Genomic DNA, 24,602 nt, shown 5'->3' with positions numbered 1-24,602 from the left:
TATTTATACCAATTCAATCTGTCTGGACAAACCGTACAATTAGGAGGAGTTTCTTGAAAATAGGCTTTTTACCACAGTAAATAGTGTAACTGTTCAATAAAAAAGCATAGTGGTTCATGTTACGGAGTGAGTTTATATAGTGGTTGAACAGCTGGATCACTTGCAATATGTTCTGGATAAATGAAGCCTCGGCCATCGTCTGAGAAAGAGATGCCTGCTTTTTGGAAACACTCCTGAATAAACTCTGAACAGATGTATTTGTCATTTGGTATCGATTCAAGGTCGCCAATCACGACGCTTGCCAGGATTTTAAGGATTTCTTCTATGTCATAAAGCTTACCTGTTAGATCAGCGCCTCTTCTTAGCATTGCATTACGCTTACTTTCGTCTAAGTTCTTTGTGAGAGAATGCCTTGCAAGATAAAGTTTTCCTTTGTATGGATGACCTGAATTGCGATAGTCTTGGAAATAATGAGATAGCGGTACGATGCGTACACCGTAACTTTCCACGCTTTCTAGCATCATAATGCGATCCATCCACCGAAATAGAAGGGCAACGTGACTGAATTGGGATTTGGATACGTTCTGAATGATTTTACTAACTGGGTACGAGCCACTACAAAGGAGAAGGTCGCCTGTTTGAATGTCATTTCGAGCAGATCGGTAGTTTTTGACGGTTAAGTTAACGTAGCGGTTTGCTGACATGATGAACCTCCTATAAATGAGCTTACTCTTGTAGTTAGATACATAAACCATTTCTCCTTCTTTTTACCATTGGAACGGTAGGACCAAAACAGTTTCGAGATAATAGTGAAGAAAATGGTTGTATTTGCTGAACAAATAATCCTATAGTTAATTGTGAGGTGAATGAGGATGGATTTCTTAAAAGCAGTGGTGGTTATCGCATTTCTTCTGATGACGGCTAATATCATTAAACCCTTTGTAACATCTTCTAGAAAAAGAGCAGCAATGTTTGCCGGCTTTTGGCTATTGCTATACATAGTCGTCTGGGGCGTTCCGACCTTTGGCGGTGTGCCAACTGATGAAGCGATCGGGAATGGAAATGAATCATCAGGAAACAGTCAGCAAAATGAGGATGAAGTCCCGAATGATGTGAAGGAAGAAGAAGCTCAGATTGAAGAAGAGATTGATTTTGAACCTTCATCGATTGAATTGATTGTAAATGCTCCGGAGTTACTAGGTTTATCACGTGAGGAATTTTTATCGAACTTCCCTAAGAGCGTTGAGCCAGATCGCAAGGATCCAATGAAAATGACATTTGAAAATGGTGAAGTTATTTTCAAAGATAATGTTGCCGTTGAGATGAATTATTTTCCAGAAGGGTTGCGTTACCTTGAGGATAATCGCCTTCTCCTCGCGAGTTTAGGTTTTGAAGTGGAAGAGGTTAGAATAGGGTCGAATCCATTTGAGAAGCCTGTAACGATCTATCTTATAGAAGGTTTTACTGATGTGACGATTTATGGAACGGAAGGTAAGAGTGAAGCCCCTTCCATTGAGAAAATTCATTTGCGGAAAGAATTTTATCCAGCATCGTTAGAGCCTGAGGAAGAAGAAAGGAATACAGAAGAGTAAAAAACTCGCGTAAGCGAGTTTTTTATATTTTAACCGCTACTCGGTAAGATAAAAAAAGCATGATCGTTGAGATGGTAATAGTTACGATTACCCAGGACCAAGCAAGTGTCATTTGACCAGAGTCAATGGCAACATAAATAGCCGTGGGCATGGTCTGTGTTTTTCCAGGTAGGTTTCCGGCGAACATTAAAGTCGCTCCAAATTCCCCAAGTGCACGAGCAAAGCTTAAGATAATCCCAGAGATAAGAGCGTTTGAAGCAAGTGGAATTGAGATGACTCTTAGAACCGTCCATTTTCCTGCTCCATCTACCCGTGCCGCATCCTCAATATCACGATCTATTGATTCAAAACCGACTTTAGCTGATTGATACATGAGCGGGAATGCAACGACACTTGCCGCGACAACACCTGCTTGCCACGTGAAAACGAGTGAGTGCTCGAAGATTGTCTCAATCCACTGACCAATTGGACTTGATGCGCCAAAGAGGACGAGTAGAATAAAGCCAACAACCGAAGGAGGAAGCACAAGCGGGAGCATAATAACGGTATCGATCAAACTTTTTCCGCGAAAATTCTTTCCTGCCATTAGGTGACTAATGATAATACCGAGGAGAGTCACGATGATACTTGCGACGAGAGAGATCTTAATTGAAATTAATATGGGATCAAGGAATTCAGTCATTTGCGGTCACGTCACTTTGGAAACCATAGGATTCAAAAATCGCTAATGCTTCATCGCTTTGTAAGAATGTGAAATAGTCCCTGGCCTCTTCGTTAGCTCCTTTGACGATCCCAGCAGGATAAATGATCGGTGAATACGATTGGGTAGGTACATCTTCTACCAATATTACTTTGCTAGAAGAGCGATAGTCGGTTTCATAAACAATACCTGCATCGGCATTACCTGTTTCAACGTAAGTCAGAACCTGTCGCACATCTTTACTGAAGATTAGCTGATCTTCTAGCTTATCCCACTTGTTTGCGTATTGCAGCGCTTCTTTTGCATAGGCTCCAGCTGGGACCGTTTCAGGCGTTCCGATAGCAAAACGACCTTCATGACTTTCATCTAATTGGTCAAAGCTACTCAATTTAGAAGATTGGCTTTTAATTAGAACGAGTTTATTTCGCAGTAAATTTGTTTCGATTTCAAGCAGGTCTTCCTTTTTAATATCATCGAAATAAGACTCTGATGCAGAGAAGTAGACATCTATAGGTGCGCCTTGCTTGATCTGATTGGCTAGAACACCGGATGATGCAAGATTTAGAGTGATTTCTGTATCAGGGTGTTCTTGTTCGTAAAGAGAATTTAACTCTTTCATCGCATCACTTAAACTAGCCGCCGCGGCAACCGTTATATTGGCTGTTTCTTCTTTGCTTGATTGACATCCTGCAATGGAGAACACCATAAGGATAAGAAGTAGTAAATGCTTCATATGTAAGATCCTTTCATCTGCTAATCTTCCATCTATTATAACGAAACTTCCTCTATTTGTACGGTAAGAAGACATAGAAAAATTGAATCACTTTATGATTTATCGCAAAGTGATCCAATTCAAATGTGGGATAGAATCGTTAGAAAAAGAGTTTTGGTTTAGGTTGTTTTGTATTACTTCGCACAAAAGGATTTTTAGTTGAAGAATCACATTTCGAATCGAATGGATACTCAATTGCCTGCTTGTATGGCGGAGGTGCTAATTTAGCGTGATGACTTTCTCGGTATGGCACATCAATTGTTTGCCCACGAACATTATCTTGACTTTCTAACTCAGCGGCGACGATAGAACCTATTTGTTTTCCGAGGCGAAGTCCTTCTTCATTATCAACTGGGAAGTGCACTCCAGCATAGAGTCGTGAGTCAGCGCACTCTTTCGCGAGTTCTCTTAATCGTTCTTGCTCTGCAGGAAAGAAATAAGAAAGAATTTCTGCTGTAGCTGCTCCTACCGTTGCATGTCCTGATGGATAGGTGGGATGTCTTGGGGTACAGAGCAGGGATTTGAAATCGTGATCCAGTTGATTTGGTCTTGCAACATTCCAACGGTATTTTAAATACCAGGCCGTTGTAAAAGCATCATTCATGCCGGTTGCTACGCCTGCAAGAATTCTTGCTGCTCGAGGTGCTGTTACGTTGTACGTATCAATTAACTTATCAATAATCGGAGTCCATTGTTTACTGGCTACACCAGTCCCCCAATATTCAGCTAAAGTGGCTTGCTTCGGATTAAGGTCTTTCTGTGCATGTTTGACCTTTTTTAACTCACTGTCCCAATCGATCGATGCTGGTGGCTTGATGTCCAGTCGAAAGGGTCTTCCGCTTAATGTGGTAAAACGCCCTGGTGGTTTATTACGGATATAATAATCCGGCCATGATCCAGCGTAAGGTTCTTCTGGATTATGAGGCGGCTCGTTTTCACCTGCATACGGAAGCTCTGACCATTTTTTATAATTCTCTGCCATAGCTAGTTCCTCCTTCAATCACTACTCCCTATAGTAAATGCGAGGCAGTTAAGAGGGGTGCTAAACTAAAAGGCATATTCTAGAAGGTTACGTGTTAACGAACCATGCCGTTTCTTATCGCATAAACTGCAGCCTGAGTTCGATCATTAACACCGAGTTTCCCCAAAATATTACTTACATGTGTTTTCACTGTTTTTAATCCAATGTATAGTTCTTCGGCAATTTGATTATTTGTTTTTCCTTCGCCTATTAATAGCAGAACTTCTTTTTCGCGTTTTGTTAGATCATCATGCAAAGACTTCTTTTGATTTGAGCGTAATTGGTTCATCATTTTTTGAGCGACCTTCTGTTCGATTACGCTTTCATCCTGAACAGCCTTACGAATGGTCGAGATAATTTCATCAGCAGAAGCTGTTTTTAGAAGGTAGCTAAAGGCACCTGCTTCAATCGCAGGAAACACCTGCTCATCATCATAGAAACTTGTTATGATAATGATCTTTGCATTTGGCCTCAGGGTCATGATTTCTTTTGTTGCCTCAATGCCCGTCATCTCTGGCATAATAAGATCCATTAAGATCACATCAGGATCCATTTCATTCACTAGAGTGACAGCTTCCTTACCATTAGAAGCTTCGCCTACGATTTGAAAATCTGGTTCTGTCAGAAGGTAAGCTTTCAATCCTTTTCGGACCATATCGTGGTCATCAACAATCATCATCTTAATCTCTGGCATCGTTCAAACCCTCCAACGGCACACGTACTTCAACCAGGGTTCCTTCACCAGCGCGAGAAGAGATGCGGAACTGTCCGCCGATTTCATCGCATCGCTCTTGCATAGAACCTAGTCCGTATGCTCCTTTTTTGTTTTCATTCATTTCAAACCCTTTTCCATTATCTTTTATATGTAATAAAAACTGGTTTTTCTTAAGCTTAACAGTAATTCGAATTACAGATGCTTCAGCATGCCGGAGTGCATTCCCGAGGCTTTCTTGAACGATTCGGAATAAATTCTCTTCAATTCCGTTAGAAAGGTCGGGAAGATCATTTAGTGTGAAGTGAAAGGTAACCCCGGATTTTTTTTCTAACTCATCGACAAGCTTTCTCACCCCTTCGCATAATGAATCTTCAGATAGGTGAATCGGACGGAGGTGGAGTAGAAGTGCTCTCATTTCAACTTGTGCTTTACTTGCGAGATCTGCGACATCCAACATTTGTGATTTAGCGGTTTCAATATCTCGATCCATCATCTTTATGGAAGCAGAAGACATCATATTTAGCGCGAAAAGCTGTTGACTGACAGCATCATGAAGGTCTCTTGCAAGTCGTTGACGTTCCTCGATAATGGCTGCTCCTCTTGCTTTCTCAGCTAAATCCGCTTTTTGGTTAACTAAATTCTGTAGAGAGGTTACTTGCTTCTGAAGCTTATCAGCCAGTTCGTTTAATTCATTACTAATCCGACCAATTTCATCTTTGTCTGTCATTTCCATTTTTTCAGTGAACTTGCCTCTCGAAAGAATGATGATTTGGGTGGAGATATCTTCAAGTCGATTTCTGATGGAGAGTGTATCTTTATAGCTGAAATAGCTTCCTAACAGAACCACAAGAAGCATGACTAAAAGCGGTGATAGTAAACTGAATAGCACAGATACGGCATTAGGCTGGAAAAACAGTGCAATTTGGATAACTAGGAAATAAAGAACCCCGGTAAATAAAGCAGTATAAAGAAGCGACTTGAGTAATTTCCATCTGAGCGTTGATTTATTCACATCTATGGCACCTTTCTCTAAATCCGATCAACTCGTAAATCAAGTACGGAGAAGTCAAGATAGAATACGATTCGTTGGAGAGCGTCATCGAAATCGTCTGTTTTGTAAGTTAAGCCGTGACCTTTTCCGACGTTGTCCTGATTATGCTGATCAATTGTAGCCGAAAGTACATGGGCTGTGCCGTCAATCTTAAATGGGATATCATCTGGGAAAATAATATTAATATCACCAACAAATCCTGATAGCGTAATGACGGTTTCTTCCTCTGGGATAAGAGTTGTTGAAAAATCGAAGTTATAATCGCACACAAAACTCCAATCATTCATCGTATGCACCTGCCAATTTGGCTTATTATAGGAATGGTCTTTCACGAGACTGAATCCCTGGCCTTTTCGAAATTTCCCCAGGAACTTAAAACCAATCATTACGAATATAAGCGGCCATAGTTTCCAAATACTCCAGAAACTAAAGTCAATTACCTCCAAACGATCAAGGATCAGAAGTAGTCCAAAGGTGAGTAGTAGCACACCGGTTGTCCATTTCTTCCTTCTCGTTGAAGGTAAGAGGGCATCAAAAAGGTACTTTCCACCGAGCAGAAACAACAAGAAGGGATAAAAAAAGACAATTGCCTCCGTCATTTCCATGGAAATAATGCCGATATTTATAAGAAGAAGAAAGATTCCGAGAGCAACGAAAAAAATCGCGGCGAGGAATCGTCCAGTTTGTATACGTTTCATCTAATCTCCTCAATTCATTCTGTCTCCTATACATGAACATATTTGACAGTTGATAGCTTGTTTCCTGCAATAACACTGGATCGTCACTTGAAGTAACTTGAATCTGGAAGAATATATTTCCTTTTAGGGAAATAGTGTGGTGTAATGGTTTGTTTTGATACTAGTTTCCAAATACGATCGCGGTTACAATAGTGAAATATTAATAATTGTTATCAATTCGTCTCTATCTAGAGTGTATAGGAATATGTGAGGGAATTGGAGTTTCTTACGATTGAACTTTTCTCAGTCTTAAGGCTGAATTTTCATGTTAAAATGGAATCGTTTAGTGGAAAGTATGAAAGAAGAGAAGGATGAAGCGTTTCGAACTCGAATAGATGTAAGAAGAGTATGGTTCAAAATGAGAGAGGGAATAAAATGAAACAAAAGCGCATGTTTAAACTGGCCGTTGCTGGATGTGTTCTAGGCATTATCGCAGCAGTGCTCTCAAGGTTTAATGTGATACCTCTAATTCAAGTCAAAGATATTTCGTTTTTAACTGCTTTTATTTTTCCAGCGTTTGCTGTACTAGGTTGTTATTTTGTGAAAACAAGACCTATTGTAGGAGGGTTTAGTCTCCTCGTTTCAGCAGCAGGAGGAATTATTTTTCTATCGGTTTTTTATATTATCCCAGCAGCTTTTCTCGTAACATCAGGATTTTTAAGTATTTTATTAAAAGAAGAACCACAATTAGTCGCAAACAAATAACCGCTCTCCAAGGTGCGGTTTTTGTTATGTTTGTAGGAATTGGTGAATGGCTTGTGACACTTCCACAGGCCTTTCTTCTGGGATAAGGTGTCCGGTATGAGAGAGGATAAGAAGATCTGCATCTGGCAGGTCTTTTTTCATGCGTTCACCTACGCGTATAGGCACAAGACGGTCGTCGGTTCCCCAAATTAAGAGGATAGGGAAATTAATTTTATTTAATGTGCTCGTAGATAAATCCTCTTCTCGATCTCGTATGAGGCGAGAAAGTGCAAGAAAGAAACCTTTTTCATTAAAACTCGATGTGTAGCCATCGATGACTTCCTGCGTGAGAAGCTTATGGTCATAAACGAGATGTTCGAAATTCTTTCTTAAATTGATGGCACTCATTGAGAAGCTAAGACAAAACGGAAAAAAAGGGAGATAAGAGCATAATCGAATACCTAATGAAGAAGATTTAATATAGCTTGAGCTACATAGGAGAATGAGCTTTTCAATCCGTTCTGGGTGTTGAATACACGCGCGAAGGGCAATTTGTCCTCCCATTGAATGTCCAATCAAGATAGCTTTTGAAATTTGCATCCGTTCAAGAAGTCGGTTTGTAAGAGCAGCATACTCATGAAGCGAATAATGGATATCACAGTTCTTTTCGCTCTCGCCGAAGCCTGGTAAATCAAAGCACAATAAGTGATAGTTCTTTTTAAGAAGGGGAAGAAGCTTACGAAAACTAAAGGAAGAAGAAAGGAAGCCATGAATGAAGACAAGTGTATGGACATGAGGGTTAGTATGTTTGTAATACTCATATGCCAACGTCACGTTGTCGATTTGTATCCGTTCCTTACTTGGGATAGACATGGTTTCATCACCTCTCCTCCATTCGCTATTTAAAGTTTGGCTTACTTAGTCATACTTTATCCTACTCTTATAAAGTTGAAGGGCCGAATGAGAAGACAAAAAAAGAGACGAGGCGTTGGCCTCGTCTTCAAAAGGGGGAATATAGATAGCTTACTACTCCTGTTATTCCCACTTTAGAAAAAGAATATACATATAAATGAAATTAATATGAAAGTAAAGATGTAACGAGGACAATTGTGATGGCAGCTGGGACAAAGTAACGAATTAAACCATACCAGAGTGGGAAAATGACCCGCCCTATTTTAGAAGACATCATCACTTCGTCCGCTAATATTTCTTTCTTCATCTTCCGAGAAACGAAAATAGAGATAAGAAGGGCACCGATAGGCATTAATAAGTTACTTGCCAGAAAGTCCATCGTATCAAAAATTGTTCTGCCAAATATGGATATGTCTCCAAGGACACCAAATGACAAAGCGGAAGGGATCCCTAGTAAGAATACGCAGAATCCTGCGATCCAGGAAACTTTCTTACGATTTCCTTTACCGCGCGTTACTGTAGAAACAATGATTTCCATCAAGGAAAAAGCTGATGTTAACGTTGCAAATAGCAAAAGCGCTAGAAAAACTGTGAAAAACAAACCGCCAAATGCCATTTGATTAAAAACAGCAGGAAGAACAGTGAAAATAAGTCCAGGTCCTTCTGTCGGTTCAAATCCAAATGCAAAAACAGCAGGGAAGATGGCAAGTCCAGCTAGAAATGAGATTAACACGTTCAGGCTAACGACTGATACTACAGATCCAGTTAAATCAGCTTTTCTATCAAGGTAAGAGCTGTACGTAACCATTAAGGAGATCCCGACGCTGAGCGCAAAGAACGATTGGCCAAGGGCATCAAGAACACCTTCTGCTGATAACATAGAGAAATCAGGCTTTAAAAAGAAGGAGACCCCTTCCATTGCGCCATCAAGAGAAAGCGAACGCGCAACAAGCACAAGAAAAAGAATAAAGAGAGCTGGCATCATATAACGGCTTGCTGTTTCGATCCCTTTTTGAATACCGAATTGCACAATGGCTACTGTTATCGCTAGGAAAAGAGCCTGTGTGAGAAGAGCGGTTGAAGGACTTCCAATGACTTCCCCAAACAACTCTTCGTAACGGCTATTTTGAAGTCCTGTAAGTGACCCCGAGAAGCTTCTTGTTAAGTACGTAATCACCCATCCTCCAATGACACTATAGAAGGAAAGAATAATGAAGGAGGCGATAACGCCTAGATAACCAAGCCATTTCCAGCTTGCTTTCCCGGAAATTGATTCATAAGAAGAAACGGCATTTTGCTGTGAGTGTCTCCCAACAACAAATTCCGCAAGAAGCATTGGCGCACCGACTAAAACAGTGAAAAGAAGAAAAATAAGGAAAAATGCTGCTCCACCATTTGTACCCGCCATATATGGAAATTTCCACAGTGCACCAAGCCCGATAGCTGATCCAGCTGAAGCCAAAATAAATCCGAATCTTGACGACCATTGATCATTTGATTTCATCTTGTCACCTCATACAATATAGTAAGTCCAATTGAATGGCATTTTATCACTATAGCGAGCGGAAAGAATTCAGTCAATATCAAATATTCATGTATTTATTTACCACACGCTATAAACCTTGATATTACTGAAGTACCAGCCATTCCCTCTGTTTATTTTAATTTGAAAGTAAATGCTTTATAATACATTCTTGTCTTGCTATTCCTTCAATAGAAAGGTATGATTCTTAGAAAAGGCTAGTATGATGTTTTGTCTAGATTAGAAATCTATGTTATACTAGTAAAGTTGAAAAAATTTGTTAGGAGTGTTTTCATGGCAGAGCAATATAACGTCGGTGATATCGTTGAAGGGAAGGTAACTGGTATTAAGCCTTTTGGTGCTTTCGTTGCAATTGACGACCAAAAGCAAGGACTAGTTCACATTTCTGAAATCTCTCACGGGTACGTAAAAAATATCGAAGATCAACTTACTGTAGGAGACGAAGTTAAGGTTAAAATCCTTAACATTGAAGAAGGTTCCGGTAAAATCTCTCTTTCAATCCGTGCTACTCAGCCTAAACCTGAGCGTCCGGAAAGAAAGCCTCGCCCGGCAGCACCGAGCGGCGGAAACAAGAAACCACAACAAACTTCTTCTCCACAAGGCTTCAACACGCTTGAAGATAAGCTTAAAGACTGGTTGAAAGAATCTAACGACCGTCAAGCTCAATTGAACAAGCGTCTGAAGAAGTAAGTAATGACGAAAGAAGGCAGCCGCGGCTGCCTTCTTTTTTTTATGTTGTTGCGCGATCGGGATCATGTGAAAGCTCTTCTGTAGGTTTGAAAAGTAATGTTAGGCAATATAGCCCACTTAGCCCAACTAGGCCATAGACAATTCGAGCAAGTGCAGCATTTTGTCCACCGAAAATTGCCGCGACAAGGTCAAATTGGAAAAATCCAATGAGGCCCCAGTTGACCGCTCCGATGATCACTAACGCAAGAGCAAATCGTTGTAATGTGCTCATAAGAATACCTCCTTTTATTAGGAAACATAATGATTCTTCTATAAGATGATTAAAACTTCACCAAATTATACATAGCGGCTCCACTTAATTCCTATAAGCAGATTGCTTTATTTTAATAATTGATTGAGGCATAATAAAATGGAACTTCCATCAAAGCTATTTATTTCTGATGGTTAGTTGCACGAATCAATCCTTTTGGTGGTCATTTACTCTCACCTAAATTTCTTGCATTACTAAAGATAAAGGGTGAGTTTTTATTGCGCCTAAAAGCGAAGTTAAACGTGATTTGAATTAAAGGAGGACATAACATTGAATAATTTTACTTTCCAAAATCCAACAAAATTGATCTTCGGTAAAGGGCAGCTAGAAGCGCTCAAAACTGAAGTGCCACAATACGGAAAAAGAGTCCTCGTTGTTTATGGCGGAGGAAGCATCAAGAAAAATGGTGTTTACGATAGCGTAATGAACACATTAAACGAAATCGGTGCTGAAGTATTTGAACTTAGCGGCGTTGAACCAAACCCACGCCTAACAACTGTTCATAAAGGTGTCGATATTTGTAAAGAAAACAACATTGATTTCATCCTAGCAGTAGGTGGCGGTAGTGTTATTGACTGCACAAAAGCTATTTCTGCAGGTGCTAAATATGATGGAGACGCTTGGGACTTCGTAACGAAAAAAGCATTCCCTGAAGCAGCTCTTCCATTCGGTACAGTTCTAACGCTAGCAGCAACTGGTTCAGAAATGAACCCAGGTTCTGTTATCACAAACTGGGATACACAAGAGAAATACGGTTGGGGACATCCACTTGTACACCCGAAATTTTCTATTCTAGATCCTGAGAATACGTACACAGTGCCAAAAAACCATACAGTTTACGGCATGGTGGACATGATGTCTCACGTACTTGAACAGTACCTTCACCCTGAATCAAATACAGAGCTACAAGAAAATATGCAGTTCTCTGTTCTTGAAACAGTGATGAACACAGCTCCAAAACTTCTTGAAGATATGCAAAACTACGACCACCGTGCAACAATCATGTTGAGTGGTACAGTAGCGCTCAACCAATCTCTACAGATGGGTGTTCGCGGCGACTGGGCTTCTCACAACATTGAACACGCGGTATCAGCTGTTTATGATATTCCACACGCTGGTGGCCTTGCAATTCTCTTCCCGAACTTAATGAAACACAACCTTGACGTGAACGTTGATAAGTTCAAGCGTCTTGCTGTCAAAGTTCTTGGCGTAAGCGAAGAAGGTAAATCAGATCGCGATGTTGCGCTTGAAGGTATCGACAAGCTAAGTGCGTTCTGGAGCAGCCTTGGTGCACCAAACCGTCTTGCTGATTACGACATTGACGATAGCCAGCTTGATCTTATCGCTGACCGTGCGATGGCTAATGGGGCGTTTGGTAATTTCAAATCCCTTGAGCGCGACGACGTGATGGCGATTTTGAAGGCTTCTCTATAAGGTGAAATGATAGGACCGTTCCGTTTTGGAGCGGTTCTTTTTGTTGTGTTGTTTAGCTGGGGATGATTTTTAGCTCATTTTCGCAATGTGTGAGGGAGGCGGTTAGTACAAATGAATTTGTCCACCGCCTCCCTCACACATTGCGACCTTTAAGCTCCGCTTAAAGGCGATTGCAACTCTGGTTTCAATCGAATGAGCTAAAAATCGAGCATCTCACATTGTTGCTCCAAGAGAAATATAGTTCAAGTTCTAAAGAGCTCAAGTAACTTTAAAAAGAAATCTTCTTAGGTAATCGCTTACATGGGTCGGTGTTCTTGATTTCGAATGGGTCTTGGGCTAAAGTAAAACGTGAGTGAAGAACAAAAAATGATAATTGGAGGCTAATTATGACTTCAAAAGTAAGTTTTGATTATTCAAAAGCATTGTCGTTTGTTGGCGAACATGAAGTAACATACATGGCGGATGCAGTGAAGGCTGCACACGATGCGCTACATAATGGAACAGGGGCTGGCAACGATTTTCTTGGCTGGCTAACGCTTCCACATGATTATGATAAAGAAGAATTCTCACGCATTCAGAAATCTGCTGAGAAAATCAAATCAGATTCTGACGTGCTTCTTGTTGTTGGTATCGGTGGTTCTTATTTAGGTGCTCGTGCAGCAATCGAAATGCTGAACCATTCTTTCTATAACGTTCTAACAAAAGAAGAGCGCAAAACACCACAAGTTTTCTTCGTAGGTAACAACATTAGCTCAACTTATGTACAGGACCTCTTCAGCGTACTTGAAGGCAAAGACGTTTCCGTGAACGTCATTTCAAAATCTGGTACAACGACAGAGCCTGCAATTGCGTTCCGTATTTTCCGTAAATTCCTTGAAGAAAAATACGGCGTAGAAGAAGCTCGTCGTCGCATCTATGCGACTACTGACAAGTCAAAAGGTGCTCTTAAGACACTAGCTGACGAAGAAGGATACGAAAGCTTCGTGATTCCTGATGATGTTGGTGGACGTTATTCTGTTCTTACAGCTGTTGGACTTCTTCCAATCGCAGCAAGCGGAATATCCATTGAAGAGATGATGAAAGGTGCTCAAGATGCACAAGATGACTTGAACACATCTGACATTGAATCTAACCAGGCTTATCAGTATGCAGCGGTTCGTAACGCCCTTTACAACAAAGGCAAGAACATCGAGCTTCTAGTGAACTATGAGCCATCTCTACACTATTTCTCTGAGTGGTGGAAACAGCTCTTTGGAGAAAGTGAAGGTAAAGACAACAAAGGTCTTTATCCAGCATCCGTTGATTTCTCAACAGATCTTCACTCTATGGGACAATACGTTCAAGACGGCCGTCGTAGCCTGTTTGAAACAGTATTGAACGTTGGGAAAGCGCGTCATGAGATCACAATCGAAGAAGATGACAAGAACCTAGACAAGCTGAACTACCTTGCTGGTGAAACAATGGACTTTGTTAACCAGAAAGCATTCGAAGGTACAATGCTTGCTCATACAGATGGTGACGTTCCGAACTTGATCGTGAACATCCCTGAAATGACGCCTTACCACTTCGGTTACCTTGCTTATTTCTTTGAAAAAGCATGTGCCGTTTCCGGTTACCTACTTGGCGTGAATCCATTCGATCAGCCAGGAGTAGAAGCATACAAAACAAACATGTTTGCGCTTCTTGGTAAACCAGGATTCGAAAAAGAAAAAGCTGAGCTTGAGGATCGCCTTAAGACAAACGAATAGAACGAACAAGAGAGAGTGCCTCGGCGCTCTCTTTTTTTATTCAAAGATAAGTAAGAATAAAATTCAGTGAAGTCTAGCTCCAGCACTTGTCGGAACTAATCGAGCGCTTGCGCTTTTTTATTCATGAAATCTCCCTCATTGGACACGATAAGCGTAGACTACGTAAACAGGGAGGAAGCGCACATGATTACAATGAATTCCGTGCTTGAAGGGAAAACGATCGAACTTAGTATTATGGAAGACAAGCTCCGCCAATTAGGCTATAGCTATGGAGGCGGCTGGGAATACGATCACGGCTATTTCGACTATAAAATCGATGATGAAGACGGATATCTTTTTCTAAGAGTACCAATCAAAGCTGTGAAAAAAGAGCTTGATGCGGATGGGGCAATTGTTGAAATTGGACAGCCTTTCATGCTCTCTCATATGTATCAGGCAGGTGTTGATCCTGAAGGCAATATCGGGAATATCTCAGCGTCGTTTAATCAGTTCCAAGAGCCCACAAATAAAGATGCTGAAATTGATGAAGAATGGCTGAAATACGGAGAGCGATACGTGAAAGAACTAGACGCCGCGCTCTCATCTTATGTGTGAATCACAAGTAAGAGATCATCAGATGCAATAAGAAATGAAGGGGAGGGGTTCATGACGAGCTCACTCCCTCTTTTTACACCGATTATCAGGATATCTTTTTCATTTAGTTGCTGTGCTACATCACAAAAGGACTCTTCACTAAACGACTCAGCACTCATGAAATCAAGCTGATTAGGCTTTAAATGCGTTAGCATTTCAAGTAAAGTGGTCGAAATCCCATGAGAAAAGACGCTATTCGTCATAACTGTACTGAGTAGGTGGGCACTTTCGATTACCTCATTCGCACCAGCTCGCTCAGCATTCACAATTTGCTCAGGCGAAAGAATTTCCACAATCGTATACACCGAAGGGTTGATCCCTTTTACAGTTAAAAGGGTAAGAATCGTTTGCATATCCACTTCAATTTCACTTTTATACTGATCCGCTGTGATAAGAACGGTATGCGCATCGCTAATCTTCGCCTTTCGTAATGTGCTGTCCTCACCAGGGTTTCCACGAATGAAATGAATACCTTCTTTTTGAAGTGGGTTTTCCGTAAGCGAATGATCAATGAGCACGATGGATCGTTCAGGCTGATTGGATAACAGTGCTTTGATCGTATGTCTGCTGCGCGAATTCCAACCAACCACAACTACATGATTGGCTCGCTCGTAACTTCGCTCTCCACGGCCAAGCGCCCCCTGCGTCATCACAAAGGAAGAAGCAAGCTTCGCCATATAAAACGTCATAAAGCCAGCGCCAAACATGATAAACACCATCGCAAAAGCTTTCCCTCTCACCGTCTCAGGTGATGTATCACCGTACCCAATCGTGGAAGCCGTCACGATCGCAAACCACACCCCATCGAAAACGGTCGGAAACATTTCCGGCTCCACCAGATGCATGATAAAGCCCATCGTTATAAGAATCAGCACAATCAGTGCACCTAGTTGTAATACAGGCGGATAGCGGGATATATAATAAACTAAGTCACGTAATCTCAAAGTAAAACGCTCCTTTCTCCACATCCATTATGCCCATCAATCACTGGAAAAAAACGACACGTGTGTGATCAATCGCAACAGGGTAAAGAAAGGATATGACAGGACAAAAAGGGTGAAGAAACATGAGAGCACTATCATCATTCCTCGTATCGCTCGTACGCCTGATTTTTGGCATTATCGAAGCGATTCTTGGAATTCGCATATTGCTGAAACTATTCAGCGCAAATCCAACAGCTCCATTCGTGCAGTGGATCTATGACTTTTCAGCGCCATTATTATATCCATTTCGAAACATCTTTCCAACGACGGAATTCGCTGGACAATATGTCGTTGAATTCTCTGCAGTGTTTGCACTGATTGTGTATAGTATCGTGGCATCACTCATTGTACGGTTTGTGGCAATGGGATTAACGAGTCGGGAGAGAAGATAAGAGATGAGAAACGCTGGGACAGCGTTTCTTTTATTGGTTATACGACTTTTATTATGTAATAGAACAAGAAGAAACCCTCTTGCAACCGTAAGAGGGTTTTATTTTGAAGTAAAATAGAATCGAACTACTAAGCTATTTACCTGCCCAAATTTTAAAAAATAGTATATTCTTGATTTAAGTCAATGAAAGTCTTCCTCAGACGAAATACAATAGATTTAACTTCAAAGTCGAGGAGGCTCTTATATGGAATTAAAGACAACAACTAATCAAAACATGCAGCAAAAAGCAGCAGTCTTTTCAGTAATTGCATTACTTATCATGACATTTGCTGCATTTTTTGCTCAAGGATATGTTCATAGCTCATTAGTCATTGAGGGAGATGCAGTAACAACATTAAAAAACATCCAAGCATCTCAAGTCTTGTTTCGTCTTGAGGTACTTGGATGGCTCATCATTATCATTATGGATTTAATTATTTCGTGGGGCTTTTATGTTTTCTTGAAGCCGTTTCATCCTGGTTACGCATTATTAGCCGGCTGGCTTCGTTTCCTTTACACAGCCATTCTAGCCAATGCGGTTACAAACCTTGTAATAACCAATAGTGTTGTTCAAAATTCAGAGTTAGGTACGTCATCGCGCGTGGCACAGCAAGCGATGGATTCCATCACAGCTTTTGAAGCCATTTGGTCATTTGGATTAATCATTTTTGGCCTTCATCTGATCGTAGTCGGGTTGATCGCAATGAAAACAATAATGATACCAAAAGTGATTAGTATTCTAGTTGTTTTAGCAGGCTTCAGCTACTCGCTAGTTCATTTCATGTACAATTTCATCCCACAAATTGAAAACGTTATTGGACTACTAGAATTAATTCTGATGGCTCCCATGGTCATCGGTGAATTAGGTTTTGGGATCTGGTTATTCGTAAAAGGAAGAAAAATAACAATGGACTAATCTACAATCCTGAGATTAGATAAGGACCTCTTCTTAATACGACTTAAAGATTCTGGCTTAATTCCCAGGTAGCTTGCTAGTTGGTACTGGGGAACCCGGTCAATTAAATCGGGTCTTTTTTCCATCAAATTGTGGTAGCGCTCTTCTGGCGTCGAAGAAATGAAGGAGGAGAAATTATCCCTCATAGTACCCATATCTTCTTCAATCATTTTGCGAGTCAGTTCTTCTAATACCGGATGCATGTCGTAAGCTTCCTGCTCAGTAGATAAATCACCTACAATAAGCGTACAGTCTTCCAAGCAGCTAAGAGAGTATGGAGAAATTTTGTCAGTAGTATGCTGATTAAAGATCGTGACACTCTGTTCTTCCGTATAGAAATTGAACGTATTCTCAATTCCATTTTTATCGACACCGTAAAGCCGTACACATCCCTTTAAAACAAAATAGCATTTGTCAGGAACTTCACCTTGATGTAAAAGGACCGTTCCTTTCTTAAACGTAGCAACAGGAATATCGATTGTCAGCTTTCTTAATTCGGATTCACTGAGATCCGAAAACCGTTTCATATATTGGATAAGGATATCTTTCATGAATTCATCTCCCTTATCAAAATTGTATATATCTTTTAGTATAGCATCACTAAACAGGTAGAGGTAAGGCGGTTTAAAACAGCTTATTCAACCAACATTGCAGGTTGAATAAAGAAAAATGAACATGATGTTTATATTTATAAGTATACTTAATGAACGAAGCTAAATATTGGAGGAGATTTGTTTGGACCTATTTTTATTTATATCCGTAATCGTTGGGATGACGTTTATCTTTTTATATTTTGTAATGAATTTTGACTTGAAAAAGAAGAAGTTAGAGGTAGAGGAAAAGAAACTGGAGTTGGAAAAAAGGAAGTTGGAATTAAAAGAAGAAGCAGGGGAAGAAGAAGAAAAGTTTTAGAATGAGTAAAAGCCCCTCAAAATATTTTGTGTACATTATACTTTATATACATTGGTATTATGTTGAGGGGCTTTTGATATGGAGGCTGCCATTTCGAAATGAGATTTATGTACTTTCGCATATTTCAAAAAATAAGTTGCCCTCACTATAAAAGCTATGATAAAATGAATCTTGTCGACAGGAAATCGCTGTCATAATACGGGGCATTAGCTCAGCTGGGAGAGCGCTACACTGGCAGTGTAGAGGTCAGCGGTTCGAGCCCGCTATGCTCCATCGATGTAAAACCCCTCTTGCGGATGCAAGAGGGGTTTTTTACCTTTTTCAATACATCTTGACGATGAATCGAACTAAATATTCCACGATTCTTTGATCCTATTTTGGGAATTGAACCATTTTACTTAAGAAAAATAGTATTGTGATGAAACTTCGGGGGGGAATAGTGGTAAGTTTTTGGCAGAAATGTGTATGCGAGAGAGGAAAGAAGCCGTTTTGTCTCTCTCCTGAAGTGCTGATTAATGCTCCTAAATGTACTAAAAGTAAGAAGGATAATATTAATCACAACGCTAATAAGGTTTTCTCCTGTATAGTTAAAGCATAATGTAGAAAGAGTGTAGACGGACCTAAATATAACCAAGGGGGAAATCGAATGCGAAGGATTATCTTATCCACTGAAAGCGGTGCCGACATACCGGAGGATTTAGCTGAAAAGTACGATATTCAAGTCGTTCCCATGCACATCATTATGGATGGTAAGGATTATTTAGACGGTTCATTGCCGGTCCAGGATATTTATGACTATTACGAACACACGAAAAAAATCCCTTCTACTACCTCTACAAATGCTCATGAGTATCAAGAGTTTTTTTCGACGATAAGAGAGAATTCCCCAGATTGCATCATTGTACATATTGGGTATACATCAAAAGCTTCTTCTTCTTTTCAAAATGCCGTCATTGCTGCGGAAGAATTTGAAGACATTTTTCTCATTGATGCTCTGAACGTTACTGGAGGATTAGCTGCGATTGTATTGTATGCTGCTAAGTTATTAGAAAAAGAACCCGGCATTGAGCCGGAGCGCTTAGTTGAAAAAATAGAGGCAACCGTTCCGAAATCAAGACTGGCTTTCATCCCAGGCAGCCTTGATTTTCTTAAAGCGGGAGGACGGGTAAGCAATATGGCTTCTCTGATTGGAGCACTGTTAAAAATAAAGCCATGCATCGAGTTGAAGGATGGAAAGCTGATGTCTACAAAGAAGTACCGCGGAAAAATGAGTGGAGCTAGTGAAAAACTTTTGCGAGATTACTTAAATGAATTCAACATCGATCGAGAGCAGCTTTATTTTATCTATTCGATCGGTCTCGATGAAAAGATCAAGCAGCGGGTGGATGAGGTTGCTAAAGAAAACGGTTATCAAAACATAAGGTGGATCCAAGCGGGCGGTATGATTTCGACTCATTCTGGAGCCGGTGGCTTCGGGATAGCAGGATTAGAGGAATAGTACGGGCTAGAATAAACGGGGGACGATTCTTAGTGAGCTCAATGGTTTAAGTGAGGTCGACCTTGTTCAAGCTGCTATTCAGCTGCAATAACATATAATTATTAATGAGTATAACCACACTGGGTTATGCTCTTTTTAATATTTTGCCATTGATAAAGAATGATACCTTTCTTCGGAGTTAAATCAGAAAATACGCTCTAGTACAATGAGGTGAAACCATGAATAAAAGAAAGGAAGATTTTGAGCTAGAAGATGGCGCTTGTTTCCCCGGGAAAACCTACGTCGACGAACTCCTTAAACCGGTTTTTAAAGATCAGCGTGACTACTTATTTGATGCGATGTTTATGATTCATCGCGCGCATACGACGATGCTGAAAGAACAAAAAATTATCACTGATGTTGAGGCAAAGACGATATTGGATGGCGTCAATGAAGTAGCGAAGATGGAGAAGACATTACTAAACTATGTCCCAGAATACGAAGATTTCTTTTTCCTTGTTGAAGCCGAAGTGTCAAAATTAATTGGTGACGATTTAGCAGGCAAGATGCATATTGCAAAGAGTCGGAATGATATGGGTGAAGCAATGTATCGGATCGTGATACGAGATTATATGCTTGATCTGTTGGAGAACGTAAAAAAGCTAGGACAATCACTTGTTATGCAAGCGGAAGACCATATTCATACGGTCATGCCGGCGCATACGCACACGCAGCCTGCTCAGCCAACCACATTTGGTCACTATCTACTCGCCATATCTGATAATTTATCAAGAGACGTGGACCGCTTATGGCAAGCGTATCATACAGTCAATCGTTCCCCGATGGGAGCGGCGGCTATTACAACGACTGGTTTTCCAATCAGTCGAGAACGAATGGTCGAGCTACTAGGGTTTGATGACGTGATGGAAAATTCCTATGATGCGATTGGGACAGGAGACTATTTACTAGAAACAGCTCTTACATTAGTTAGTTTGATGACAAACATGGGCAGGTGGATTCAGGAGCTTCTCCGTATGGCGTCTAATGAAGTAGGATTACTTAAAGTTTCTGATGCTTATGTCCAGGTAAGTAGCATTATGCCGCAGAAAAGAAATCCGGTATCATTGGAACATTCAAGAGCACTCGCTAGCAGCGCAGTTGGCGAAGGACTAAGCGTCATCCAAATGATTCACAACACGCCATATGGAGATATTGTGGATACAGAAGATGATTTGCAACCGCACCTATATAACGGATTTCATAAAGCGAATCGTGTCACAAAGCTATTAACAGCTGTCATTACGACCATGAAATTCAACAAGGAACGAGCACTCCAGCAAGCTAAAACGAACATGATTACGATTACTGAGTTAGCTGACGTTCTTGCTAGAGATTATGATATACCTTTTCGGAGGGCTCACCAGATTTCCAGCTTCGTTAGTAAGAAAGCAAGTGATGCAAAGAAGGAATTATATGAAGTAAGCCTTTCTGAAGTAAATGAGTGGATCGGCGTTGTACAGCTTTCAGAAAAAGATTGGAAGGACATATGTGACCCATCTAAATTTATTGAGAGAAGAAACGTCACAGGGGGACCGAACCCACAAGTTGTTGAGCGGATGGTACGGGATCGTGAAGTGCGTTGGGAAGAGTTGGATGAGAAGGTAGAAAAGTATGCTGCACAGATCGATTCCATTAAAGATGATTTAATAAAATTGTAAGTGAATGAAACGGTCTGGAGCATTTACTGCTAATCCTGAGTACATGATAAATAATAGCTAAGTAATTGTAACGAAGTCCTTGGAAACAAGGGCTTTTTTAGTGCAGAGGCAGTATTCAGAATACCACTGTTTGAGAAAAGTGTAATTTCATGGCTAAGCGGGAAAAGAGAGTATATGTAATTGGCTATTTTATTCTTTTGAGAAAGAGTTCTGTAGCTGAGGAGTATCCGAAGGAGGAATCACAAATGACTAACCAAAATTCAGAAAATCAGGAAACTATTAAGAATATAAAAGATTTGATTAAAGATGAGAAGGTGGCCATGTTGACCACTATATCTTCAGGTGGCAAGCTAATGTCCCGTCCAATGCAAACGCAGGAAGTGGAATTGGATAGGGAAGAGATCTGGTTTATTACGAAAAAAGATACAGATAAATATGATGATATCAAGTTTAATCCTGCCGTAAACTTAGCATACGCAGGTTCATCTTATGTATCGATTAGCGGTACTGCTGAATTGGTTCAGGACAACGAGAAGAAGAATGACTACATGAATAAGATTGTTGAAAAGCTGTTGAACACTTCTGCTGATGATCAGGATGTTGTACTGGTTAAAGTGACCCCTGAAATCGCCGAATATTGGGAGTCGGGAGTGAACGTTAAGACGGTTAAGGAGTTTGTGAAAAAGGTGACCAATAGTCATTCAGTAGAGGAAGGTAATGATTTAAAAGATACTGTTCATTTTAAAAATTGAACGAGATAGATCCAGGCTCAGTGAACGACTAAGTAAATGAAATTGACGGAAACCCTCTTGCAGAAGCAAGAGGGTTTTTCATACAGATAATAGAAGCGATTCCACTACTAATAGAGAAAGCCAGAGGATCCACTTTGCCTCTTTCTTAATATAAGGATAAAGTCTGTGAGATTTTTAGTATACTTGAGTTAGTAACAAATTAGATAACATATACTCCATATAACGTGGTCTTACTGACACAACGTAAGTTAAAGGGGGAGGAGCTCATGAATATAAAGCGGATTCATACAGGATATTTACTTGGATTATCACTGCTTATCAGTAGCGTCATCTATTTCTTTGCATCGAATTGGCAAGGAATCGAGCGGGTGGAAAAGATCGGGCTCGCGATTGGACTGATGTTGTTGTTCTTTGTCGTAGCGACAATCCTTAGTCGTCTTCAGCATTCACACCGATTTCTAGAAAGGTGGCTCTGGCTGACTGGAACGATTGCGTTTGGAGTTAGCGTGGCGCTTATTGGTCAAACGTATAATTCGCATGCCGATTCGTATCTCCTGTATCTGATCTGGCTGGTTCCAGCTATCGTTTTTGGTGCTCTTACGGGATATAAAGCGTTTTATGTCTTGGGTTTTTTATTAAGTCAGCTCGCTTTTTATTTCTATGTGTCTCCATCGTCCTATTTTCCAGATTGGAAGCCTGAGACAGCACTGATTCTAGTACTCATCTATTTACTCTTCACTCATGCGTGGTTCTTTCTCTCCCGCTCCTCATGGCTTCGATCTAATTGGATCATGTTCGGTAGTTTTTGTTTCATTCATTATGTCTTTATCGCTTCTAGTTTTGGCTATTGGGAATACAGCACGGTAATAGCATGGCTTTATGTCGGCTACGGATTGATCAGCGTATTTCTTTGGAAACATCGTGAAGAAAAGGAACTGTTTATTTTATCGGGGATTGCACTAGGATTATTTCTATTCGGGAAAATGTTAGAAGGGTTAGGCGATGCGTTGGGTGATCTTCTGCCGTTTTTCTTACTAATTGTTGTTGGCTTAATTGTATTTCTGACTGTTAAGTATCTTCCTAGATTAGAACGAAGTGAAAAGGGTTCCGAAACTCGGAAGCGCGTGTTTAAATCATCCTTACTCTTTGTGGTGACCGTCGTGAGTACAGTAATGTTAATTTCCGCTTTTTCAGGAATCATGTTTCTTATTTTCAGCTGGGACAATGCACTTGCAATCATGTTCTCATCTCTTTTTTTATTGTTACTACCAGGTCTCGCATTAAAAGAGAAAATCACGTTTTTATCAAATATCCTCCTGCTGTCTGGGTTATCAATCTTAGCATTAGCTAACTTAATAGATGCCTTTTCCAATCGTTTTCAGACTGAAACGATCATTGTTATGTTCATCTCTTTCGGTATGATTGGAGTCGTACTTAAACTCATTTCGAACCCCTGGATTGGTTCGTATGCCTATCTGCTCGCAAACGGAGTACTTCTTTTATTTCTCTTTAAAATGGAAGAATCACTTATTTCGTTGGATTCCTACGAACCGCTACTGTTGCTCGTTCTTATCGTTGGTAACGGATTGATTCATATTCTCGGACGTGATGGATGGTTCAATCGCAACGCGCTCGTTTATAGTATCGTGCCACTGTTTATCTTAACGTTCTTCTTTGAAGGACAGTGGTTATATTGGCTTTTAAATAGTGTGTTTCTTCTTCTATCCACGCTGCTTGTCTTTTACAAACCTTGGCAGTCGAACCCATTTCGCTATTGGATAGGGCTCGTGTTATGGTATGCGTTTCTGTTCTACAAGTACTATGACATCGCATGGTCGCTCGTTCATAAATCGATCACGCTATTGGTAGCTGGTCTTCTTGTATTAGTCATTACGCGAACGGTATCACGAAAGTACACACAAACGACTGATGAAAAACCCACTTTCGTCGCAAGTAGATGGAAATTAATCTGGTTGGTTGTCATTCTGATGATTTCGTTCGTCACCTATAATGGCGTCAAAAATGAGGTAGCGCTTCAATCTGGGAAAGAGATTCGTCTTGCTCTTGCACCTGTTGATCCCCGCTCGATGTTACAAGGGGATTATGTGACGCTTCGCTACGATATTTCAACGTTGCCAGGTGCCGTTCTTTCAGCTAACAAGAAAATAAAAGTTGTTCTCGCTTCTACTTCGGATGGAAGTTATGAGTATGGAGGGTATTACAAAATCGAAGGTGATTGGAATAAACCATATGAACCTTCTGATGACGATATTATCGTGAATGGCACCACCTATTCTGATCATGATGTCCAATATGGTATAGAGAGTTTCTTCATTTCGGAAGGAGCGGGGGGAATATTCGAAGATAAAACGATGGCAATCATTAAAGTTAGTGAAAATGGGGATGCATTACTCATAGGATTAGATTAAAAAGAGAAGAAAAGTCGCCATTTTTGGTGGCTTTTCTTAATGTATATTTACGTTGGATACTTTAAGTGTGATTTTTCTAGATGGGATGTTGAATCTACATTAGTATAGAAAAAGAACAAATCTTAAGTAGTTATCGATTGAAAGATTATATAAATGAATTGAAAATTGATGAACTCTTTCTAAGGCATCTTAGTACTACTTATAGTAAATTAGGGAATTCTTTATATACCTACCTATTAGGTTTTATTTCTTATTAGAATCAGCTAGAGCTGTCCTTGTAACTCTATATTAGTATAGAGAATAGAGAAGGTCTGGAACATTAACCTGATTAAATGTTGGGTAAAAGAAATTAAACTTATTTATGGTGCATAATGATAATCGTTTCTATGATCATTCCATTGATG

At 40.3% G+C, this 24,602-nt stretch carries 25 protein-coding genes and 1 tRNA gene; 14 read left to right on the top strand and 12 right to left on the bottom strand.

Annotated elements, in window-relative coordinates; genetic code table 11:
- Window positions 1–119: 119 nt before the first annotated feature.
- A complete protein-coding gene (locus AC0VYO_RS17230; RefSeq protein ID WP_475367882.1) occupies window positions 120–704 on the bottom strand; it encodes a YiiX/YebB-like N1pC/P60 family cysteine hydrolase in 585 nt (194 codons plus the stop codon).
- Window positions 705–872: 168 nt separating this feature from the next.
- Here AC0VYO_RS17230 and AC0VYO_RS17225 point away from each other — a divergent pair, with 168 nt between their 5' ends.
- Window positions 873–1,592, top strand: coding sequence for a hypothetical protein (locus AC0VYO_RS17225; RefSeq protein ID WP_475367881.1), 720 nt, complete (start codon window positions 873–875; stop codon window positions 1,590–1,592).
- Window positions 1,593–1,614: 22 nt separating this feature from the next.
- Here the strand turns inward: AC0VYO_RS17225 and modB are convergent, their stop codons facing one another.
- The 6 genes from modB to AC0VYO_RS17195 form a co-directional block, all read right to left on the bottom strand.
- Window positions 1,615–2,274 carry a molybdate ABC transporter permease subunit gene (modB, locus tag AC0VYO_RS17220; protein WP_475367880.1) on the bottom strand — a complete coding sequence of 220 codons (660 nt, stop codon included), beginning with the start codon at window positions 2,272–2,274 and terminating at the stop codon, window positions 1,615–1,617.
- Complete coding sequence (gene modA, locus AC0VYO_RS17215) at window positions 2,267–3,025, bottom strand: molybdate ABC transporter substrate-binding protein (RefSeq protein ID WP_475367879.1); 759 nt, start codon at window positions 3,023–3,025, stop codon at window positions 2,267–2,269. Before modA ends, modB begins: the two co-directional genes overlap by 8 nt.
- Window positions 3,026–3,164: 139 nt before the next feature.
- Entirely contained in the window at window positions 3,165–4,046 is an 882-nt protein-coding gene (locus AC0VYO_RS17210; protein ID WP_475365718.1) for a vanadium-dependent haloperoxidase, read from the bottom strand.
- A gap of 94 nt (window positions 4,047–4,140) precedes the next feature.
- The gene (locus AC0VYO_RS17205; protein WP_430241730.1) at window positions 4,141–4,779 is read right to left on the bottom strand and encodes a response regulator; all 639 of its coding nucleotides are present in this window, start codon (window positions 4,777–4,779) and stop codon (window positions 4,141–4,143) included.
- Window positions 4,766–5,812 carry a HAMP domain-containing sensor histidine kinase gene (locus tag AC0VYO_RS17200; protein ID WP_475367878.1) on the bottom strand — a complete coding sequence of 349 codons (1,047 nt, stop codon included), beginning with the start codon at window positions 5,810–5,812 and terminating at the stop codon, window positions 4,766–4,768. Before AC0VYO_RS17200 ends, AC0VYO_RS17205 begins: the two co-directional genes overlap by 14 nt.
- 17 nt (window positions 5,813–5,829) lie before the next feature.
- Window positions 5,830–6,549, bottom strand: coding sequence for a LiaF domain-containing protein (locus AC0VYO_RS17195; RefSeq protein ID WP_475367877.1), 720 nt, complete (start codon window positions 6,547–6,549; stop codon window positions 5,830–5,832).
- 387 nt (window positions 6,550–6,936) lie between these two features.
- Here AC0VYO_RS17195 and AC0VYO_RS17190 point away from each other — a divergent pair, with 387 nt between their 5' ends.
- Window positions 6,937–7,293 (top strand): hypothetical protein, encoded by a 357-nt coding sequence (locus AC0VYO_RS17190; RefSeq protein WP_475367876.1) that lies wholly within the window; start codon window positions 6,937–6,939, stop codon window positions 7,291–7,293.
- A gap of 24 nt (window positions 7,294–7,317) precedes the next feature.
- Here the strand turns inward: AC0VYO_RS17190 and AC0VYO_RS17185 are convergent, their stop codons facing one another.
- Both AC0VYO_RS17185 and AC0VYO_RS17180 read right to left on the bottom strand, forming a co-directional pair.
- Window positions 7,318–8,145: an alpha/beta fold hydrolase gene (locus AC0VYO_RS17185; RefSeq protein ID WP_475365715.1), complete on the bottom strand. Its 828-nt coding sequence runs from the start codon at window positions 8,143–8,145 to the stop codon at window positions 7,318–7,320.
- Window positions 8,146–8,347: 202 nt separating this feature from the next.
- Window positions 8,348–9,688: a sodium-dependent transporter gene (locus AC0VYO_RS17180; RefSeq protein ID WP_475367875.1), complete on the bottom strand. Its 1,341-nt coding sequence runs from the start codon at window positions 9,686–9,688 to the stop codon at window positions 8,348–8,350.
- A gap of 312 nt (window positions 9,689–10,000) precedes the next feature.
- Between AC0VYO_RS17180 and yugI the strand changes: the two genes are divergently transcribed.
- A complete protein-coding gene (yugI, locus tag AC0VYO_RS17175) occupies window positions 10,001–10,417 on the top strand; it encodes a S1 domain-containing post-transcriptional regulator GSP13 (protein ID WP_098444801.1) in 417 nt (138 codons plus the stop codon).
- 40 nt (window positions 10,418–10,457) lie between these two features.
- Here yugI and AC0VYO_RS17170 read toward each other — a convergent pair whose 3' ends face one another.
- Window positions 10,458–10,688 (bottom strand): DUF378 domain-containing protein, encoded by a 231-nt coding sequence (locus AC0VYO_RS17170; RefSeq protein WP_194219039.1) that lies wholly within the window; start codon window positions 10,686–10,688, stop codon window positions 10,458–10,460.
- 309 nt (window positions 10,689–10,997) lie between these two features.
- On the opposite strand from AC0VYO_RS17170, the gene AC0VYO_RS17165 reads away from it, so the two are divergent.
- The 3 genes from AC0VYO_RS17165 (at window position 10,998) to AC0VYO_RS17155 (ending at window position 14,503) form a co-directional block, all read left to right on the top strand.
- Window positions 10,998–12,161: an iron-containing alcohol dehydrogenase gene (locus AC0VYO_RS17165; protein ID WP_404683130.1), complete on the top strand. Its 1,164-nt coding sequence runs from the start codon at window positions 10,998–11,000 to the stop codon at window positions 12,159–12,161.
- 386 nt (window positions 12,162–12,547) lie between these two features.
- On the top strand, window positions 12,548–13,909 hold the full coding sequence (locus AC0VYO_RS17160) for a glucose-6-phosphate isomerase (RefSeq protein ID WP_283153759.1): 1,362 nt from the start codon (window positions 12,548–12,550) through the stop codon (window positions 13,907–13,909).
- 183 nt (window positions 13,910–14,092) lie between these two features.
- Window positions 14,093–14,503: a YugN-like family protein gene (locus tag AC0VYO_RS17155; protein ID WP_475367874.1), complete on the top strand. Its 411-nt coding sequence runs from the start codon at window positions 14,093–14,095 to the stop codon at window positions 14,501–14,503.
- On the opposite strand, the gene AC0VYO_RS17150 is transcribed toward AC0VYO_RS17155, so the two are convergent.
- On the bottom strand, window positions 14,494–15,486 hold the full coding sequence (locus AC0VYO_RS17150) for a potassium channel family protein (RefSeq protein ID WP_475367873.1): 993 nt from the start codon (window positions 15,484–15,486) through the stop codon (window positions 14,494–14,496). The genes AC0VYO_RS17155 and AC0VYO_RS17150 overlap by 10 nt on opposite strands.
- 122 nt (window positions 15,487–15,608) lie before the next feature.
- Here AC0VYO_RS17150 and AC0VYO_RS17145 point away from each other — a divergent pair, with 122 nt between their 5' ends.
- Together AC0VYO_RS17145 and AC0VYO_RS17140 are read left to right on the top strand one after the other, a co-directional pair.
- The gene (locus AC0VYO_RS17145; protein WP_098444795.1) at window positions 15,609–15,917 is read left to right on the top strand and encodes a YggT family protein; all 309 of its coding nucleotides are present in this window, start codon (window positions 15,609–15,611) and stop codon (window positions 15,915–15,917) included.
- A 243-nt stretch (window positions 15,918–16,160) separates the two neighbouring features.
- Window positions 16,161–16,871, top strand: coding sequence for a DUF4386 domain-containing protein (locus tag AC0VYO_RS17140; protein ID WP_475367872.1), 711 nt, complete (start codon window positions 16,161–16,163; stop codon window positions 16,869–16,871).
- Here the strand turns inward: AC0VYO_RS17140 and AC0VYO_RS17135 are convergent.
- Window positions 16,868–17,461 carry a Crp/Fnr family transcriptional regulator gene (locus AC0VYO_RS17135; protein ID WP_475367871.1) on the bottom strand — a complete coding sequence of 198 codons (594 nt, stop codon included), beginning with the start codon at window positions 17,459–17,461 and terminating at the stop codon, window positions 16,868–16,870. The two genes, AC0VYO_RS17140 and AC0VYO_RS17135, sit on opposite strands and share 4 nt — an antisense overlap.
- Window positions 17,462–17,645: 184 nt before the next feature.
- On the opposite strand from AC0VYO_RS17135, the gene AC0VYO_RS17130 reads away from it, so the two are divergent.
- The 6 genes from AC0VYO_RS17130 (at window position 17,646) to AC0VYO_RS17105 (ending at window position 24,198) form a co-directional block, all read left to right on the top strand.
- Window positions 17,646–17,822 carry a hypothetical protein gene (locus AC0VYO_RS17130; RefSeq protein WP_430241709.1) on the top strand — a complete coding sequence of 59 codons (177 nt, stop codon included), beginning with the start codon at window positions 17,646–17,648 and terminating at the stop codon, window positions 17,820–17,822.
- A gap of 200 nt (window positions 17,823–18,022) precedes the next feature.
- Window positions 18,023–18,095: transfer RNA gene (locus AC0VYO_RS17125), tRNA-Ala, on the top strand.
- A 373-nt stretch (window positions 18,096–18,468) separates the two neighbouring features.
- Window positions 18,469–19,320, top strand: coding sequence for a DegV family protein (locus AC0VYO_RS17120; RefSeq protein ID WP_475367870.1), 852 nt, complete (start codon window positions 18,469–18,471; stop codon window positions 19,318–19,320).
- Window positions 19,321–19,538: 218 nt separating this feature from the next.
- Complete coding sequence (gene argH, locus AC0VYO_RS17115) at window positions 19,539–21,017, top strand: argininosuccinate lyase (RefSeq protein WP_475367869.1); 1,479 nt, start codon at window positions 19,539–19,541, stop codon at window positions 21,015–21,017.
- 245 nt (window positions 21,018–21,262) lie between these two features.
- Window positions 21,263–21,769 carry a pyridoxamine 5'-phosphate oxidase family protein gene (locus tag AC0VYO_RS17110; RefSeq protein WP_475367868.1) on the top strand — a complete coding sequence of 169 codons (507 nt, stop codon included), beginning with the start codon at window positions 21,263–21,265 and terminating at the stop codon, window positions 21,767–21,769.
- Between the two features lie 266 nt (window positions 21,770–22,035).
- Entirely contained in the window at window positions 22,036–24,198 is a 2,163-nt protein-coding gene (locus tag AC0VYO_RS17105; RefSeq protein ID WP_475367867.1) for a GDYXXLXY domain-containing protein, read from the top strand.
- Window positions 24,199–24,602 lie beyond the last annotated feature (404 nt).

The organism is Anaerobacillus sp. 63XJN7_4_ISO-PGPR-S23-413 (assembly GCF_056173725.1).
This window is presented reverse-complemented; position numbering and strand designations above follow the sequence as displayed.